The 16,658-nt window shown below is 70.7% G+C and carries 19 protein-coding genes; 8 read left to right on the plus strand and 11 right to left on the minus strand.

The window, feature by feature from the left end; translation table 11 throughout:
* The first annotated feature begins 140 nt into the window (after nt 1-140).
* From OG711_RS38555 to OG711_RS38570, 4 genes are all read left to right on the plus strand, one after another.
* Nucleotides 141-1,040 (plus strand): hypothetical protein, encoded by a 900-nt coding sequence (locus OG711_RS38555; protein WP_329564435.1) that lies wholly within the window; start codon nt 141-143, stop codon nt 1,038-1,040.
* Nucleotides 1,037-2,029, plus strand: coding sequence for a hypothetical protein (locus OG711_RS38560; protein WP_329564437.1), 993 nt, complete (start codon nt 1,037-1,039; stop codon nt 2,027-2,029). Before OG711_RS38555 ends, OG711_RS38560 begins: the two co-directional genes overlap by 4 nt.
* Before the next feature lie 137 nt (nt 2,030-2,166).
* Nucleotides 2,167-2,496, plus strand: coding sequence for a hypothetical protein (locus OG711_RS38565; protein ID WP_329564439.1), 330 nt, complete (start codon nt 2,167-2,169; stop codon nt 2,494-2,496).
* Between the two features lie 94 nt (nt 2,497-2,590).
* The gene (locus tag OG711_RS38570; protein WP_329564441.1) at nt 2,591-4,285 is read left to right on the plus strand and encodes a zinc finger domain-containing protein; all 1,695 of its coding nucleotides are present in this window, start codon (nt 2,591-2,593) and stop codon (nt 4,283-4,285) included.
* Nucleotides 4,286-4,882: 597 nt separating this feature from the next.
* Here the strand turns inward: OG711_RS38570 and OG711_RS38575 are convergent.
* Complete coding sequence (locus tag OG711_RS38575) at nt 4,883-5,362, minus strand: hypothetical protein (protein WP_329564443.1); 480 nt, start codon at nt 5,360-5,362, stop codon at nt 4,883-4,885.
* 227 nt (nt 5,363-5,589) lie between these two features.
* On the opposite strand from OG711_RS38575, the gene OG711_RS38580 reads away from it, so the two are divergent.
* Nucleotides 5,590-5,943 (plus strand): hypothetical protein, encoded by a 354-nt coding sequence (locus OG711_RS38580; protein ID WP_329564445.1) that lies wholly within the window; start codon nt 5,590-5,592, stop codon nt 5,941-5,943.
* Here OG711_RS38580 and OG711_RS38585 read toward each other — a convergent pair.
* Both OG711_RS38585 and OG711_RS38590 read right to left on the minus strand, forming a co-directional pair.
* A complete protein-coding gene (locus OG711_RS38585) occupies nt 5,933-6,175 on the minus strand; it encodes a hypothetical protein (protein ID WP_329564447.1) in 243 nt (80 codons plus the stop codon). The two genes, OG711_RS38580 and OG711_RS38585, sit on opposite strands and share 11 nt — an antisense overlap.
* The gene (locus OG711_RS38590) at nt 6,176-6,505 is read right to left on the minus strand and encodes a hypothetical protein (RefSeq protein ID WP_329564449.1); all 330 of its coding nucleotides are present in this window, start codon (nt 6,503-6,505) and stop codon (nt 6,176-6,178) included.
* 333 nt (nt 6,506-6,838) lie between these two features.
* Between OG711_RS38590 and OG711_RS38595 the strand changes: the two genes are divergently transcribed.
* Together OG711_RS38595 and OG711_RS38600 are read left to right on the plus strand one after the other, a co-directional pair.
* A complete protein-coding gene (locus OG711_RS38595; RefSeq protein ID WP_329564451.1) occupies nt 6,839-7,252 on the plus strand; it encodes a hypothetical protein in 414 nt (137 codons plus the stop codon).
* Between the two features lie 439 nt (nt 7,253-7,691).
* Nucleotides 7,692-8,126 (plus strand): GIY-YIG nuclease family protein, encoded by a 435-nt coding sequence (locus OG711_RS38600; RefSeq protein WP_329564453.1) that lies wholly within the window; start codon nt 7,692-7,694, stop codon nt 8,124-8,126.
* A gap of 95 nt (nt 8,127-8,221) precedes the next feature.
* On the opposite strand, the gene OG711_RS38605 is transcribed toward OG711_RS38600, so the two are convergent.
* Genes OG711_RS38605 through OG711_RS38615 form a run of 3 tightly spaced genes read right to left on the minus strand, consistent with a single transcriptional unit; the run spans nt 8,222 to nt 9,761 of the window.
* Nucleotides 8,222-9,061 carry a hypothetical protein gene (locus tag OG711_RS38605; RefSeq protein WP_329564455.1) on the minus strand — a complete coding sequence of 280 codons (840 nt, stop codon included), beginning with the start codon at nt 9,059-9,061 and terminating at the stop codon, nt 8,222-8,224.
* Nucleotides 9,058-9,585, minus strand: a complete 528-nt coding sequence (locus OG711_RS38610) for an RNA polymerase sigma factor (protein ID WP_329564457.1) — start codon at nt 9,583-9,585, stop codon at nt 9,058-9,060. The genes OG711_RS38605 and OG711_RS38610 overlap by 4 nt, the downstream gene beginning before the upstream one ends.
* Complete coding sequence (locus tag OG711_RS38615) at nt 9,585-9,761, minus strand: hypothetical protein (protein WP_329564459.1); 177 nt, start codon at nt 9,759-9,761, stop codon at nt 9,585-9,587. The genes OG711_RS38610 and OG711_RS38615 overlap by 1 nt, the downstream gene beginning before the upstream one ends.
* Before the next feature lie 576 nt (nt 9,762-10,337).
* On the opposite strand from OG711_RS38615, the gene OG711_RS38620 reads away from it, so the two are divergent.
* Complete coding sequence (locus OG711_RS38620) at nt 10,338-10,814, plus strand: hypothetical protein (protein WP_329564461.1); 477 nt, start codon at nt 10,338-10,340, stop codon at nt 10,812-10,814.
* A 157-nt stretch (nt 10,815-10,971) separates the two neighbouring features.
* On the opposite strand, the gene OG711_RS38625 is transcribed toward OG711_RS38620, so the two are convergent.
* The 5 genes from OG711_RS38625 to OG711_RS38645 all read right to left on the minus strand — a co-directional run bounded on the left by OG711_RS38625 (nt 10,972) and on the right by OG711_RS38645 (nt 16,409).
* On the minus strand, nt 10,972-11,514 hold the full coding sequence (locus OG711_RS38625) for a DUF6233 domain-containing protein (protein WP_329564463.1): 543 nt from the start codon (nt 11,512-11,514) through the stop codon (nt 10,972-10,974).
* A complete protein-coding gene (locus OG711_RS38630; RefSeq protein ID WP_329564464.1) occupies nt 11,514-11,882 on the minus strand; it encodes a nucleic acid-binding protein in 369 nt (122 codons plus the stop codon). Before OG711_RS38630 ends, OG711_RS38625 begins: the two co-directional genes overlap by 1 nt.
* A 356-nt stretch (nt 11,883-12,238) precedes the next feature.
* The gene (locus tag OG711_RS38635) at nt 12,239-13,858 is read right to left on the minus strand and encodes a hypothetical protein (protein WP_329564466.1); all 1,620 of its coding nucleotides are present in this window, start codon (nt 13,856-13,858) and stop codon (nt 12,239-12,241) included.
* Between the two features lie 234 nt (nt 13,859-14,092).
* Nucleotides 14,093-15,148, minus strand: a complete 1,056-nt coding sequence (locus OG711_RS38640; protein WP_329564468.1) for a dihydrouridine synthase — start codon at nt 15,146-15,148, stop codon at nt 14,093-14,095.
* A 208-nt stretch (nt 15,149-15,356) separates the two neighbouring features.
* Nucleotides 15,357-16,409, minus strand: a complete 1,053-nt coding sequence (locus OG711_RS38645; RefSeq protein ID WP_329564470.1) for a hypothetical protein — start codon at nt 16,407-16,409, stop codon at nt 15,357-15,359.
* Between the last annotated feature and the right edge of the window lie 249 nt (nt 16,410-16,658).

Genomic DNA, 16,658 nt, shown 5'->3' on the forward strand with positions numbered 1-16,658 from the left:
CCGGGCGGTTACCTTGTGTCAGGCTGAGCCGGCGGGGTGCCCGTCGCCGTCGGACGGATCCGGAGGGCTACCGCCGCGCGATCGAGGCGCACCGCCAGACTGCGGTGCCGTCCCGGGTCGACCCGGGCATCGCGGAGGCAGTGGAGCGGCAGAACCAGGCGATGCGCGAGTTGTCGCGTCGGGCGTTCCCTGAGCCGCCCGCAGTTGTGGACGATGCGCCGGCCTCGATCGAGCAGGCCCGCGTGCAGCGCCGCCGCCAGGTCGCGGCGACCGAGGCCGCCGCTGCGGAGCGGCAGGCGCAGCAGGAGCGTGCCGAGAAGCCCGACTCTGAGCCGGCAGTGAGCGAAGACGTGCCTGGCAGCTGGCCCGAGCTCCTGGTTCAGGCCGTGATGGTGGGGTTCGCGCCATCGTTCGTCAAGATCCAGCGGGCCCGTTCGGCTGTCGCGATACTCGTTCCGCCCGCCTCCGGAACGCCTGGGGAGGGCTCGGAGCGAGGGGGGCCGGTGGGCGAAGCGCGGACGGAACACGAGGTGCACCAGGAGCACCAGAAGCTGGAACATGCTCTGGCTGATCAGCACGCCCGCACCGACGTCCAGGACCACGACGAGGGTGTCCCGGACGAGGCGTTCGACATCCTGATGGAGCGCGCGCAGGCCCTGATGACGTACGAGCAGCAGATGCCGGCCCTGCTGGCCGAACCACAACGCCTGCGCAGCCAGAAGGTCATCTTCTGGTCCTGGCGGGCCCAGAGTGCGGTGGCGATCGCCCTGATCCTCGCTTTCCGCCTGCTGGGGTACTCGGACGGGTGGTACGCCCTGGTCGTGCCGCACCTGGTGGGCACCTTCTGCGGCTGGCGGCTCGAAGCGACCGTGAAGAACCACCTCGCCCGCCGCAACGCGTCCATCGTTCTGCACGCGGTGGGGGTGCTGCTCGTCCTGGTCGTCCTGGGCGCCTTGTCGCCATGGTTCATCGTCGCCCTCCTGATCGGCTGGGCCTTCGTGGGCACAGCTGTCGCGGACGAGCAGGGGGCGGGGAAGTGAGCGACGCTCTGGACTCCCAGTTCCGGGACACCGACCGGCGGGTCCGCGATACCGACCGGCGAGTAAGCGATCTCGACAGCCGGCTGGACGACCTGGAGGGCGAGCACGAACGGTTGAAGTCCCGGTTCGGCTATACCGAGGACCTGGTCCACGAACTGCGTTCCCTTCGCGACGACATCTCCGGCCTGGAGACCACGACCGAGGAAGCCGACGGCCGGGCTGACGAGCTCGATGACCGCGTCAAGGCCGCGGAGCGGACGGTGAAGAGGCTCACCCAGCACGTGCGGCTGCTGGAAGGCCAGATCATGGCTGTCGGGAACGTCCCTCCCGCAGACCTGGACACCTACACCAAGGACCAGCGCGCACTGGCCGCCACGATGGAGTCCGGCTGGGACGCCGCCGACGCCCTGCTCACCAGCACCCTCCGCACCCACCACCACCACCGGGTACAACGCTTCCACGACGCCCAAGCCCGGCACCAGGCCACCCGGAAGGAAGCAGTCGCCCTGGTCGGCACGCTGCTCTCCACCCCCTACAACACCCAGCCCCACGCCAAGGCCGCCACCAAGCTGCGCTCCGTCATCGCGCGCGAGGCCACCGAGCAGCAAGGTCTCGCCCGGCAGGCTTCCGAGGCACGCACGTCCACCGCAGCGCTCGCCGCGGACCGGACAGCCACCGCCGACAAACAGCCGGCCATCGCCGCCGGCCAACGAGCGGAACAACGCCTCACCCTGGCGCTACGCAGCAAACTGGCCGACGCCGTCAGCAACCGCCTGCTCCTGCCCGCCTGGTTCGCCACCGTCCTCGGCCCGGCCCCACCAGCACGAGACACCGAACGCTGGCTCGAGTGCGCGACCCGAGTCCTGCTCTACCGCCTCACCTACCACGTCGACGACCAGGTCCTCGCCCTCGGCCCCTGCCCCGACCCCGAAGACGAACACCAATATCAGTGGTGGGAGGAACTGACCACCGACCTCCGCCCCTGGTGATCGCACTTCCAGCAGACGCCTGCGCCAGGACGGGCCAGGAAGCCGGGGCCGGCTACTCGCGGCGGGCGAGCTCCTCGAGGGTGCGACGGTGCCGGGTGCCGTACGTACGGCTGACCGCTGTAGTCGACGGTGACCGTGTGCCGAAGGACGTCGTCGTCGGCGTCGTAGAAGATGTGCTCGATCTCCAGGCAGACCCGGTCAGTGGAGATACCGAAGCCGCGGGCCTCCTGGTCGTTCACCTGCCGAGCCTGACTGCCGGTGACCACTCGCACCGTGCCGACCGGCGCGGGTGGCGGCGGCTCGGCAACACCGCCCAGCCGTGCCCTCTCCGACGCGTTCTGATCCTCACCGTGATCCGTCATGGTCGTGACCGAAGCGAGCACGCCTCTCGCCTCGCGGCCGAACGGGCCGGACTGGTCACGACTACCCCGGTAGTCGTGCCCGGCCGGCTGGACCGTTCGGCGTGATCGCACGGCATGCGACGGGCGGGCAAACAGCACGATCGGCTGCGAAGCGAAGGGGACGGATGTCACGCTGTGTTGAGAAGAAGGGCAGGGGCACGTGCGTGATAAACGGCAGATCCAGACAGCGGTTCTCAGCAGCGCGGATTCCGAAGAGCCGCTCGTCTTGCCGCTGGAGGCCATCGAACTGGACGCCTTCCGCAGCCTCTACGAGAACGACTCATTCTGGTGCGGGCTCCTCCTTGGAGGCTGCGGCGGTCAGCTGACGACGAAGCTCTACACCGACCGGGTCTGTCACTTCGCCCACCACCCCGGCCCTGACGGCCAGCCCCACGTCTGCGGCCGGCGGGCCCGCAGTGTCAACAGCGCCGACCACCTCTACGTGAAGTCCGCGGCCGCGGACTGGCTCCGTAACCGCGGTACGCAGGCCGACTTCGACTTCGCGCGGCCGGACGGGACACCGCTGGGCTCCGTCGTCGATATCCAGCTCGCACACAAGAAGCTGCGGGTGCACATGGACCAAGGCGTGGCACCGGAGTGGGACAGCCCAGATGAGCCGGTGCTTGGCCTGTCGGTCCCAGTGGACCAGGACACTCTGATCAAACGCTGGTACGTGCACCGCATTCGCCTGGACAGCGAAGGCACCAGTCGCCGGGTCCGCATCGGGACCGAGGCCTTCGCGCGGCCGACCGAATGGTTCTCCCTGGAGGAGTGCGAGGTTACCGAGCGGGGACTGTCCACCCCGGCCGTCGAACGGATCATTCAGGCACACAGCACGCCCGAGCCGGCGCGATGGACCCCGGGGATGAAGCAGAAGTCTTCGCCGCAGGACGAGCGGGGGCAGGAGTTGATGCGCCGGCTGCTCTACGCCCGCCGGACCGAGTCGCCCAACCTGGCGGCATCGGTCTGCCGCGAGATCACCGAACTTTCCGGGGCCAGCCCTCATCTGCAGAAGCGGCTGGACGCCGCTCAGCACAGCGCCTTGCTCTGGGCGGAGAAAGAAGTTGAGTCCCGCCGGACGCAGGTCTCCTTACTCGACCAGGCTGTGGCCGCTCAGAAAATCAGCCAGGTTAAGGACTTGATCGCGCAGACCAAAAGGGTCACCAAGGTTGACCGGACCGGGGAGGAAGAAACGGCGATCCGTGCAGCTGTTGACTACCTGTCGGCCGCCATTCCAGCCGCAGTCGACCGTCTGAATGCGCTCCTGCAAGAAGTGAGCCATGTTCGCCCCGACGACGACCCGGAGCTGCTGGCCAGGAAGGTTCAGCAGATGTCCCGAGAGGCTGATGAACTCGTCAGGGTCGGAAAGGACGTGCCGCACCAGCGCGCCGAGCTCACCTTGTGGGAGGAACGCCTCAGATCCATCCTCGTTCTGCCGCCCGGCGCCCCGGTGCCAGGTCCGTTGCACCACCTGCTCGGTCAGGGGTACTGGACCACGAAGATGTGCCCGCTCTGTGCGGCAGACCACGGCCAGCAGTGCGTCATCCTCGACGGCCCCCGTACGGGGCAGTTGCGAGGGACACCCCATGCCGACCGGCTGCGGCTACTTTCCGGGAAGACCGATGAATCGCAGACGGAAAAGAAAAAGGAAGCCCGGACGGTATGGCAGGCATACGACGTGACCTGCCCTGCCTGCCATCAACAGCCAGGGGCCTGGTGTCGCACGCCCGGCAGACCACATGCCCTACGGTCCAAACTTGCCGCAGATTTCACGCAGCAGAAGAAGCCGAATCCAGAAAGAAACAACCATCAGCGAGGTACCGGACAGGCTGTATCCAGCGTCCCGGGCCGATAAGTTAATCCGACGTCAGCGGTGTCTGCGGGGCGCCCCGTGCTCGGTGCGGACCTACCCCTGCTATGCCGGTCCACCCGCACCTCGAAGTCCGGCAGCGGGGACGGGTGTCACTTCGCTCCGCGCGAGCCCTTCACCGCGGCGGACTGTGCGCCGCCGACGCTGGAGGTGCGGCAGTCTTCGGCATGATCGGGATTCTCCACCGTAGGCGGCAACCGTGACGGCGTGGGCGTCAACCATGGTGCCGCACAGCCCCTTTCCGGTGAACTCCGCCGACAGCCACCCGCTGTGATCAAGGCCGACGCCAGACTCACGCTCGTGTCCGATCCCCCATGCTCCTCTGCCCTCCGCTGATGCTCCTGACGGGGCAGATCCGACAACGGCCGGCACCGGCAGGGTCCGCTTCTCGCTCACGCGGCGGGTGCTCGCCCCGCGCACGACGTGGCAGGCGCGGCGCCTGGCCGCCGACTTCGGCGAAGGGATGGACGCGAGGACCGCGTGGGTGATGGCCCGGCTCGCCCGCCATCCCGACGAGCACGGCTACGCGATGGCCCACCTGGAAGACGAACAGCGCGCTGCCGACTGAATGCCGTGCGGCGTTCAGGCACCGGCCTTCGGCTCGCGGGGCTCCCGCTGTCCGGTCTGCTCTGAGGCCAGGGTCTTGTCGGCATCGTGTGCGGCGCGCTCCTGATCGTTCAGCCAGAGCGCGTGCCCGAGGTAGTACATGGCGACGATGCCGGCGCCCATGAACGCGCCCCAGCCGATAGCCAGGACGAAGAGGTTGGAGCCGGTGCGCTGACCGCTGTAGGCCATGCCCTGCCCGGTCGTGAACAGCCACGGAAACCAGGTGATCCGGCCGAAGCCCGGGTCCGCGTGCCAGTGGCCTCCCATGCGCCACCCCAGCAGAGGGACCGATGCGAAGCTCACGCAGGCCACGCAGTACATGAAGGCAAAGAAGTCGTTCTCGATGAAGTCGTGCCCGTTGCGGATCCCGAGGTAGGCGATGCCGGGTAGGAAGAGCACGACCGCCAGGCCGAAGCCGAGCACATCTCCGCGCCGTCGAACCGGTCCTGCCGTCACGTTCCACCCACTCCTGCTGCCGCGGTTATCCCGGGCACCGTACCGGGCACGGGTACGGGCACGGCTGCTTGTACGGCGGTCCGGCCGTAGCAACAGCGCCTTCTCGGCCAATGCTCGTGATGAACCGGGCACGCCGGGCCATTGCGGATATGGCGGGGCTGCGCCCGCTCCATGATCTGCGGCAGCGGGACGCGACGGGCGGTCCTGGTGGCAGGGGGAGGTACCCGGTGGCAGTGACCGAGTTGTTGATCGCGGACGAGATCATGTCCCGGCTGTCGGACAAGGCCCGCCAGGAGGTGGCGCTCAACCTGCACAAGCGGGACTGCCAGACCTGCGGGGCGCCGATCGGTGAGCAGACGCCGGCGCTTGTCGTCGACGACTGCGGTCCGTTCCTGAGCGCGACGCTCAACCACCAGGACTGCCGCCCCTCGGGCTGGTACGAGCTCCGCTCGCTCATAGTCGGTGCGCACCTGTTCTCGGCGGCATCATGGCAACCGTGTGGAACAGCCCGGCCGACATCCGCACCGCGGTGCTCCGCCAGCCCGTGCCAGGGTGCCGGGTGCCCAGGTTTCAGAGGATGATCAGCCGGACGGCGGTGATGGTGAGAGCGGCCGGGGCGCTGACCGCCTGGGCGCCGGGGAGGGCGACCTCACGGTAGTCCCGCTCGCGCGGCCGGGGCGCGGTGGATCCGTGGCCGTAGGGGTCGCGGGCGATGGTGGAGCGCATCGCGGTGTCGATCTGTGTGCGGCGCGGGCTGGGCAGTGCGCGCAGCGCGGACTCTGCTTGTCCGGCGTAGGCGATCCGGTAGGGCATTCAGGCGGCTTCGCCGTCGAGCGGGATCGGGTCGCCGTTCTCGTCCAGGGTGACGACGCCGCTGTATTCCCCGGCGCGCAGCCGGGCGACCTCCGCGTCGGTCTCCTCGACCGCGCCGGGCACGGTCTCCAGCGCCCACCACACCAGCCGCATCGTCCGCAGTTCCTCCGGCGCCCCAGTCGCGTCGAGCTCGGCGAGCGCGGCGTCGAACTCCGCCTGGCGCTCTGCGGGGAGAGCGGCCCGGATGTCGACGGTGCTGCTGGGCAGAGTGACGGTCTCGCCGTTGACCTGGGTTGACCAGGGCTCGGCGGGCGGTGTCCTGCTGTTCATCACTCGGACCCTTCCCGCGAGGTGCTGTCCGGGTCACGGTACGCCGCGCGGTCGGAGCAGTGGCACGGCGCGCACGGTTCGGCCGCGCGCCCCTGGAGGAGACAGGGCGTTCCGGTCTGGGGACGCGCGCCACCCCTTACTCGTATGGATGAACGGGGGGTGATCAGCTGGCAGGCTCCGCCGCTAGGGCCACGCTGGCTTCTACGGGCGCGCGAAGGCCGCACACCCCGAAGGGAGGCACCGGTGGGAGCCATGGGAACACTGCTGCGGAAGTTCCAGGGACCTCCTCTGTACAGAAACTGGCCCACGAGTGAAACCACGTACCGCGCCGACATGGCCACGGCCGCCGGTGTCGGGGCGGCCTGCGTCCGCTGTCACCGCAACACCTGGGCCTATCTGCTGGAGAACGTCCCCAAAGACCGAGAGGAGGCGTTCACGGCCCCCAGGTCCCAGAGCACCACCACTTTCCGCCCGCCGACAGAAGACGAGATCACCTCAGAGAAGGACGGCATGGTCACCGTGTCACTGTCCGGGACCACGCTCGGTGCGGTGCTCAGTTGGTGCCGCAACATCCAGCCCGACGACATCGGCAGCCGATGGACCCAGCTCGACCGGTCCATCGGCCGCCGCGTCGGCGCCGCGATCTCCCAGGCCCTGCGAAACGTGATCCCCTCCAGCGGCCAGGACGGGCCGACCGTGGTCATCTACCTCGACGACCGGTTCGCCGGGCAGGACACCCAGGCGTAGACAACTCGCCGAGCACAGCAAGCGCGGGCGCTCCACGACGTCCCGGAGGCGACCGATTCCGGGACAGCCACCCGTCGCCAGCCAAACTACTCGCCGCGATGGACCGACGCCCGGCCCGCCATTCCGACCAAGCCCTGGCCCGGCGGCGGCCGATGGTCGCCCCGGTCCGTGCAGCGGCCGCTTCCGGGGGCGGGCTGCTCTCCTGAGGGTGAAGCCTCTGCCGTTCGGCACCGTCCGGCCGGGTTCTCTCGCTACCGTGGCCCGGGACGGTCCGGAACGTGTTCGTCGTCTACTACGTCGCCCAGGCCGCCCTCACCGTCACCGCGGTCCGGCTCGTTCCCCCGCCCTGACCGCCAGCTCGCCAGGACACGGCACAGAAGCGGTCCGGGACTGGAGAAGGAAGCAGGCGCCGGAGAACCAGGGCATGGAGGAAGCGGGGATGAGCGACACACCAGGCAGGCGGACCGCCGTCCTTCACAGTCAGGATGCCGGGATTCCGGCCGCTCCTGGGGTGGTCTCCAGCGTCTATGTGGTGGGTGCTGAGGGGCTCGCTTCCGTCAAGATCGGCACCAGTGCCAGCCCTCAGCAGCGGGTTTTCCAGTTGCAGACCGGACTTCCGGTCGCCCTCTCCATCCTCGCGGTCTTTCCCGGCGGAACGCGCCTGGAGCGTGTCGGCCCCGCTACGCGGGGATGGCCCGTTCGTCTTCCCGCCCTCGAGCTGGCCGATGATGTCGGCCCCGCTACGCGGGGATGCTCCGAACGACGCGTCCGTCGTGGTCAAGGTCGAGCGGTCAGCCCCGCTACGCGGGGATTCTCCGCACTCCTGGCATTCCTGGGCTGCAAGGTCCAGAGCGTCACCGATGTCGTCGTCTGACCCACCCCGATTTTGCTCCCGGGACGGTGGGGCCGGACGAGGGGTGCGCGGCACGGCCCCGGGGGGCGAGCCGTTCCGCTTGCTCCCGTGATCGGTCAGTGGCTGTGTTCCAGGTGTTCTTCGAGTTCGGCGGCGAGAGCGGGGTCGGGCCGGGGGACAGGGCCGTAGTCGTCGTCGTGGTCGATGTCCAGGCGCAGGACCGCGTAGGCGAGTTCCATGTGTTCCATCGCCCAGCTCAGGAAGTGCCCGCTGCCCAGCGACGGGTCGGTGATCTCCTTGTCGGGCTCGGCCGGGGCCCCGCCGGCCACGGTGGCGACGAGGGATCTCTGGGGGCAGTGGCCACCGGCCAGCGGGGTGGGCGGGACGATGTCGATGCGGGGATAGAGCCCGGCACCGGTGTGGTGGTGGAGGCGGTGCGCCTGGTCGAACCAGAAGCGGGCCATCTCCTCCTCGCTGCACTGGGTGTGATGGAGATACAGGCAGTACGCAGCGGTCGCGACCCCCGCGCCCGCAGCGAACTGCCACCAGAACTGAGCCCCCTCGGGGCGGTCCGACAGATAGAGGAGACACGCGAAGGTGAGCGCACCGGCCGGTTCGATACGCGGCGCGTTGTCGAACCGTGCCAGCGCCGCCACCGTGTCGGGGCCGGTGACCACTGTCACGGACAGCGCCTCCAGACGGGCCGCGGCCCTGCGGTAGAGAGGGAACGCTCCGGCCGGACTGCACCGCGGCCGCGGGGACACCGCCCCCGGCTCCACGGCCGGAGCACGGTGACCACCGCCGCGGCCCGGCTCCCCGGAGGGACGGCGCCGCGCCGCGCGGCGGGCGATCCGCTCCAGTAGCGCGTCACTGTCCAGATCCGCGAACGCGTCCTGGAGGACCTCCGCACCCCGGAGCAGTTCATCCGCACGGGCAAGGCGTTCCTTGCGGTTCACGCGATCTCCTCCGCTTCCCAGCTGTCCCACCGCACCCCGATCTCCCCGGCCAGACGCCGCCGCGCCGAGTGCAGGTGCGAGCGCACCGTCCCCGTGGAGATACCCATGATCTCAGCGGTGCAGCTCATGCCGTAGCCGAGGACGAACCGGAGCACGATCACGTCCATCTGCCGTTCGGGCAGCCGCGCGATCGCGGAGTACAGCCCCAGCGCCGACTCCATCACCTCCAGCTGACGCCGCACGACGACCCGGACCTTCTCGAACGCGGCCGTCTCCACCAGAGCACGCGAGCGGCGGGCCAGCGAAAGGTGAGTGGCTATCACATGCCGCAGCACGGAAAACCCGTAGCGCTGGACACTCGCCTCCCGCAGAACCTTCGGCCAGTCCTCCAGCAGCCGCGCGAACACCACCTCCACCAGATCCAGCGCCGTCTCCTCATCCCCGACCTGCAGCAACGCGTACCGCAGATACGACCGGTGATACGTCTGGTAGAACGCCTGAAAATCCAGCGGCACCCTCGCCATCACGCATCCCCCGCCCGCTGCTCCGGCGCCGCCGCCCGCCGGTCCTCCCGGGCGAGCTGCTGCGCTCCCGCCCGCACACCGGCGCCCAGGAGCAGCCTGCCCGCGGCCGCCCCGTCCCGGGCGAGCACCCTGGCGGTGATCACCAGCAACAGCACTTCCGTCCACTCCACGCTCACAAGCCCCTCCACCCATCGCCACGAGCAAACCCGCTCTGCGATCAGATCCACGTTCTGTGATCAGCTCATCGCATTGCGGCACCAAACGTTCAGCCGGTGGAAGAGTTTCTCCGGGCAACGAGGGCACGCCGTCCGGCCGCGCGCTCCCAGGCGTCCGAGTAGCGGCTGGCGGAAACGCGCCCACCCTGGACCGCCTCCGGGCGGAAGCCTTGCGCCCCAACGCCTTCGACGCCCAAGGACTTTCCGTGCGGACACCAGCACCGGTCTGAACTGTGGCCGGAAACCGCTCAGCGGAGCACGGGCGCCCCGGGGCCCTTTCCTCCGGCGCACGCCCTCCGGGCCCCCGGGGGCACCACAGGGACAACGCCGCGCCCGGCACCGGCCCCGCAGCGGCCCCGGGCTCCCGCGCTCCGGCCGGCTCCGGCACAGCCGGCCAACTCGCCTTCGGCGCACAGGTACACCGGTACGCGGGCAGGAGTGCGCACCTGTCGCACAGGTGTCCCGCCATCCACTCGATCAGGTCGGAAGGAGGAAGCACGGTCCCAGCCACGGGCGTGGCGCCGCCACAATCGTGCGGTGCTCACCATCCCCCACCGCCGCCGTACCGCCTGGGCCGTCGCCCTGGCCGTGCTGGTGACCGCGGCCGCCACGGCCTGCACCCAGTCCCCTCCCGGACACGACGAACGGCTCTCGAAGGCCGCAGGCCTGGCCCGTGTGTCGCTCGTGGTGTCCAAGGACCTGTGGAACGAGACGAAACCCGACGGCAGCGCGAACGAGGTCACCGCACACGCAGAAGCGATCACCAAGGGCCCGAAGGCCGGGCGGGGCCTGGTGCGGGTCACCATGTCGGGCACGAACCTCGTCGCCTACCTCAAGGAACTCGACCACAACGCCCACCCCCACGCCCTTGATGGCGATAAGCAGAACACCGCGGCGTCCCGCCGGGTCTACGACGCCGTCGCTCCCGGAGTCGACCGGATCAAGGCAGCCCGCGCCGCCGACGACCCCCAGCCCGAGATCATCATCGACGACACCATCCCGAAGTCCGCATAGCCCTGGTGCGGGTGGCACACCTTCGCCCCGTGAGCGCAGCAGCCGGTGGCCGGTCCGACGGTGCTGGCCCTAGCCGCCACGCACATGCCGCCGGTGCACTGCCACCGGGCAGGTGCGGGCGGGCGCAGACCTCACCTCTGTCCGGACGGGCAGGAGTTCAGGGCGCGGAAGCGGAGTCGTCGCTCTGTCCGGTACCGAGGAGACGTTCGAGTTCCTGTGCGGCCCCGCACAGTGTGCACAGCCTGACCCCGGCCCGCTCGGCGGCGGTCAGTGCCGCATCCAGCCCCAGCACCTGCCCGCTGGCGGGCGCCTCGTCGCAGTCGGGGGCGTGGATGACCGCCGCCCCCGCCCCGCGTCGGCCACCCGACTTCTGGAGGACCCAGCCGGTCGGCCGACGGGGGCCGAGGATCGTCTCGACCGCGGTCGGGGGCTCCATCCGCCGCGTGGCCACCGCGTCGTACGCGGCCCCGTCGACGGGCCGGACCAGCTCGGGGGCGCGCACCCACACCCGGTACTCCGACGCCTCCACCCCGCCGGACGGGGTGTTCCGCCACGCCGGGACACCCACCCGGTACCACCACTGCCCGGGCGTCTGACGACGCTCGTGCAGCCACCCGGTGACCTCCTGCCCGTCCGGGAGGACGACCGTGATCAGCGGCGCGTCCACCCCGGTCTGCACGGGCTGTTCCTGATCCGCCATCAGACGGTCCGCCGTTCCTCGTCGACGTCCTCGCCGACGTCCTGGACGAGGTGTTTGAGGGCGGTGCGGGCGTCCGAGACGGTCCCGCCGGTGAGGGTGCCCCAGTACGGGTGGGAAACGACGGTCGTGGCGAGGGCCAGGCGGCGGGCGCGGAGGGCGGCGACCTGGTCGCGCTGCTCGTCGGTCCAGCCGGGGGATGCGGGTCGGGAAGGGGATGCGGAGTACCAGTAGTCCTTCGGGCGCTCCCATGCCTCCATCGGCTCGACGGCCCAGGGCAGTGTCTCCAGCAGGGCTGTGAGCTGGGCGGTGACCGTGTCCAGCTCATGCTGCGCGGACACCAGATCGTCGGGGAAGTCGTACGTCGCCACAGCTCCGACAGTAGTTCGACCGTGCCCCGTCCGGCGGCAGGCCGGACCGTGATGTTCCTGACGTGGGCGGCCGGGGGCCGTGACTTCGGCGGCCGGACGGTCGACCGGAGTGGCGCTGCTCGGCAGACCGGAGCGGTACCGCCGCCTCGTGCGGAAGTCCAGGTCCGCCAGCAGTTCACATCTGCTTCGGGCCCTCGGGGCGGCCGGTGCCCCGGGACGGTTCATCGGCCGGGAACCGGGGGACTGCGGTTGCCTGTGGGCGGCTTTCGCAGGCGGCTCCTGGGTGTCGGGCAGGGTTCGTGGGCCGGCGGTCTGCGGGGGTGTGTCCGGGGCGGGGCTGGTGGTGGGTGCGGGGTTCAGTGGGGTGGTTCGAGGAGGTCGACGGTGGCCAGGCCGGTTTCGCCGTCGACGAGTTGCATGGCGACTTCGGCGCGGGCGGCGAGGTCGAGGGGGTCGAGGTTCTCGGTGTAGAAGGCGTGGACGATGCGGTCGAGGCCTGCGCCGAGGAGGGGTGCGGCGGTGCGGAGGGAGGCGTCGAGGGCGATGCCCTGGGTGGCTCCGCCGTGGAGGATGATGTTGCGGGTGCGGTAGAGGCGCCGCATGGCGATGCGGAAGGCCCTGTTGACCTCGGCGAGTTGTTTGCGGGGTTCGTTGACGAGGGCGGTCATCCGCTGGGCCGCGGCGGTGTCGGTGTACTTGAGTGCGAGGGCTTGGGGGCCGTGGTCGCGGAGGGCGGCGGCGGTCAGGCGGGCGCGTTCCCGGTTGTTCGTGCAGGCGGCGATGGCTTCGGAGAGGGCGTCCGGCCGGGCGGGGGAGTGGCGGTGGGCGAGGCTGGTGAGCTCGGCGCGGGGCCAGGAGCAGGCGATGATGGCTGCCATCCGGTCGGCTGCGACGGCTTTTCCGGACCGTTCGCCGTCGCCCCTGGGGTCGTCGGGGTGGACGAGGAGGGATTCCACGGCTGCCCAGCCGCCGGCCACGGCGGGTGCGAGGGCGCCCCGGTTGCTGACGGCGGCGAGTTCGAGGGCGTCGTCGACGCGTCCGCGGACGTCGACTTTGTAGAGGTGGCCCTCGTAGACGAGGGAGAGGACGTCGACGCCGCGTGCCGGGGGTTCGAGGGGGACGGGGGTGTCGTGTCCGGCGACCCAGATCTGCGGCAGGGGGACGATGCCGCCGCGCCGGTTGCGCAGGAACTCCGACCGGGCGGTCATGCGGTCGAGGAGCTGGCGGGCCTGGTCGGCGGCGCTGAGCGGGTCGAGGGCCTGGAGCCGGTAGACGAACCCGCCGCCGGTGCGGAAGCCCGCGGTGTCGTGGCCGTGTTCCCGGAGCCAGGCACCTACCTGGCCTTTGGCGAGCCAGTTCGGCAGGGGCTCGGCGAGTTCGCGGTGGGGGACCTTGTCGAGGGCCACCAGGACGTCGAAGGTCTGCGGGCGGGCGCGGGCGAGTTCGGCGGCGCTTTCGGCGATGTCGGTGGTCGTGGCCTGGGAGGTCTTGAGTTCGCGGGCCCAGCCGCGGAGGTGGAGGGGGCTGTAGCCGAGGTCGAGGAGGTGGGCGGCCACGGTGCGGGAGAACCGTTCGGGCTTGGCCCTCTTGGTTTCCTCGACGGTGATCGCTGCGGCCCACCGGTCCAGATAGCCGGGCCGCAGGTGTCCGATGATCTGCTTGAGGCGGCGCCGCTCGGGGCTGGGGTCGGGGAGGGGCTTGCTGAGGAGCGTGGTGATCTCTTTGCGGAGGTCCTTGTCGCCGAGGCCGGCGTCCCGGCCGAGGAGGGCCCTGAGTTCGTTGCGCTGCCAGTCGCACGCGGACGGCGACAGTACGCTGTGGGCCTGCCAGTGCCCGGCCTCCCACAGTTCCTCCAGGGCGAGGACGGAGCCTATGTCCCACAGGCGGCGCGGCCAGGGCGTGCGCTCGTCGGCGAAGAAGTCGGACATGCGCAGGAGGACGTGGCGGGCGTACGGGTCCTGGGCCGTGGAGATCATCCAGGAACCCTATCGAAACCCCGTGCTACAGTGTTTGCAGACTTGAAGGGGCACTCGCCACGTTAGTGGCCACTGCCCCTCTTTTCTTTGGTCCGCACTGCCTGACACGGCAGTGCGGACCTCTTGTTTTTGCGGGTCTCCCGGCCGGCCCGGCGCTCCCTTGTCCCTGTCCCGTGTACGGGTGTGGCCGCGGGGCCCCGTGCGCGGGGTCCCGCGGCCACACCCGTCGGCGGTTCAACTGGCCGGTGCGGTCCCCGGTGCCGGTGCCGGTGCGGTCCCCGGGGCGGGGGCGGGGGCGGTGAGGGCGCGGTGGTGGCGGCGGGCGACGGAGCGGGGGCCGATCAGGAGGCTGTCGGGGGTGAAGTGGGGCGGGGTGAGGTGGCGTTCGAGGGCGGGGAGGTAGTTCCAGCGGACGGCGGGGTGGGCGGAGTGGGCGTAGTGGTGGAGGTCGCCGTACGGGAGCCAGGTGGCGGCGGCGAAGGCGGCGGGTGCCGGGCTGCGGGGGTAGAGGCGCAGGCAGCGTCCGGCCTCGATCTGGGCGGGGGTGCCGGTGCGGTGCTCGGGGTCGAACCAGGTGTGCTCGCCCAGGAGGCTGAGCCAGGCGAGCTGGGGGTGGATCAGCAGCCGGGGGAGGAGGACGCCGCAGATCACGGCGGTCCAGCCGCCCGCCGCGTACGCGGCGGCGGGCAGGGCGAGGGCGGCGGCCGCGCGGCCCGGGGAGCGGCCGATGCCGCTGGTGACCGAGGCGAGGGTGGCGCGGATGCCGTGGGGGGTGAGCGGGTGGACGAGCGCGGCGGCGAACCGGAGGCCGGTGGCGCCGGGGCGCAGTCCGGCCCGGTGGAGTTCGGCGAGGTTGGGGTCGGCGCCGGGCAGGGTGGCGTTGGGGTGGTGGTCGCGGACGTGCCGCCGGCGGCGTTCGGGGACGGGGCCGAGGGCGAGCGGGTGGTGGGCGAAGACCTCGGCGAGCAGCAGGTTGGCGCGGCGGGTGCGGGCGAGGACGCCGTGGACGGCGAAGTGGCTGATCTCCTGGAGGTGGCGGAAGTGGACGGCGACGCCGAGGGCGGCCGCGGTGGCGGCGAGGGGGCCGTGGGCGGCGAGGAGCCACCAGCCGGTGATCTGCACCCACTGCCCGGCCAGCAGCAGGAGCGGGGTGAGGTTGTTGGCGCGGGCGCGCTGGAGGGCTATGAGGTCGGCGGCGGGCGCGGCGTGCGGGCGGCGGCGGGCGAAGTGGGCGCGGTCGGCCTGGCGGAGTAAGACGCCGGCGGTGAGGAGGAGGGCAGCGAGCAGCATGAGCGGTCCCGGAGCGGCGAAGGGCGGGGGCGGGAATCCCGCCCCCATGATCGTCACTCAAGGTACATCTAGTGGACTAGATGTGTTCGGGGTTCGGCCGGTCCGGGTACCGGCTGTCCGGGGCGGCACGGGCTGCCTCCATGCTCTGCGGGACCGTCCCCGCCGCCGTCGTCGTCTGACGGATGTCCGGCTCGCGGTCCCCGCGGGTTCAGTTCCAGTTCACGGCGAGCCCGGGCGGGGCCGGAGCCGCTGTGGCCTGGTTGGGGCGCCACCGGGTGGTGAAGGGGAAGACGTTGTCCACCCACAGCACTCCGGCCAGGTCCGGGGGCATCGACCACCGTGGCGGCGCACCGGGCTGGAAGGACACGGGCTCGTGGATGAAGGAGTCGCCGAAGTTGAACTGCACCGTCATCGTGGGGGTGCCGGTGAGCAGGTCGTCGAGCTGCCGGACTGTGAGGCCGGTGAACTTGTGAGCGCCGGCGGCCACGATCAGCGGCAGGCCCGATTCCCTGGCGAGCGCGCGGTACTTGCTGACCTTCCTGTCGATTCCGGCGGCGAGCGGCCGGGCGGACACGATGCCCGCGATGTTGGACGGCGGGACCAGGATGGTGCGCATCCCCGGGGGCTGCATCGTCTGGCCGTTGCCCCGGCCGGCCTGAACCAGGAAGGTGTAACCCTGGCTCCGGTGGACGGTCTGGTGCGGTGGGGAGAGCAGGGCGCGGCGCAGGTCCTGGGTGATCTTCTTCGCGGTGCGTGCATCGGGGGCAGGCAGCGGACGGCTGCTGTCGCCGGCCACCGTGAGCACCACGGGCACGGGTATCTGCTTGAGGCGTTCGACCAGGTTGTGCCACGCCTTCATCTTTCCGAAGGTGTCCTTCGGCGGACTGTGGGTGAGGACCTCGACCAGGGCTATGGGTGTGCCGTGTTCGTCGGTCACGGTCCAGTCCGGGGTCTGTCCTGCCCAGGCCCGCTCGAACTGCACCTCGGAGCCGGCGGCACGCAGCGCGGCCCCGGCGGCGAGTTCGATGAGGTAGGGCCAGAAGTTTTGGTCCTGCCACAGGTTCGCCGCGAAGGTGTCGGCGGTCTTGTCCGGCAGGAGTGCGAGCTGCTCGTCCAGCCAGATCCGCCAGGGCTCGTACTCCTCCTCCACCGCGAGGTCGTAGGTCAGCTGCCTGCCCTCGGGCAGGCGGGGCCCGAAACGGCGGCGCTGCTCTTCCACGAACCCGGGCCCGAAACGGCGGGCGGGGTGTTCTCTCTCCATGAGCGAGTATTCTGCGCTCCATCGCTCCGGTACCCGACCGCCTGGGGCGCGGCCAAGTGCCTGTGGCTCGACGGCCGCTTCCGTCTCGCGGTCCAGTCGGCGGCCGGGGCCCTCACCGCCCAGCTCCGGATCCGGACGGCAGTGACCGAGCTGGACGCCACATACCTCTTCTCCGAGCTAGGCCCGGCAAAGCACCCGCTGCGTGTCAGAAGCCGGGTCTATGGTGACTTGAAGTAGCGCGTCAGGGAG

Source organism: Streptomyces uncialis (genome assembly GCF_036250755.1).
GTDB lineage: Bacteria > Actinomycetota > Actinomycetes > Streptomycetales > Streptomycetaceae > Streptomyces > Streptomyces uncialis.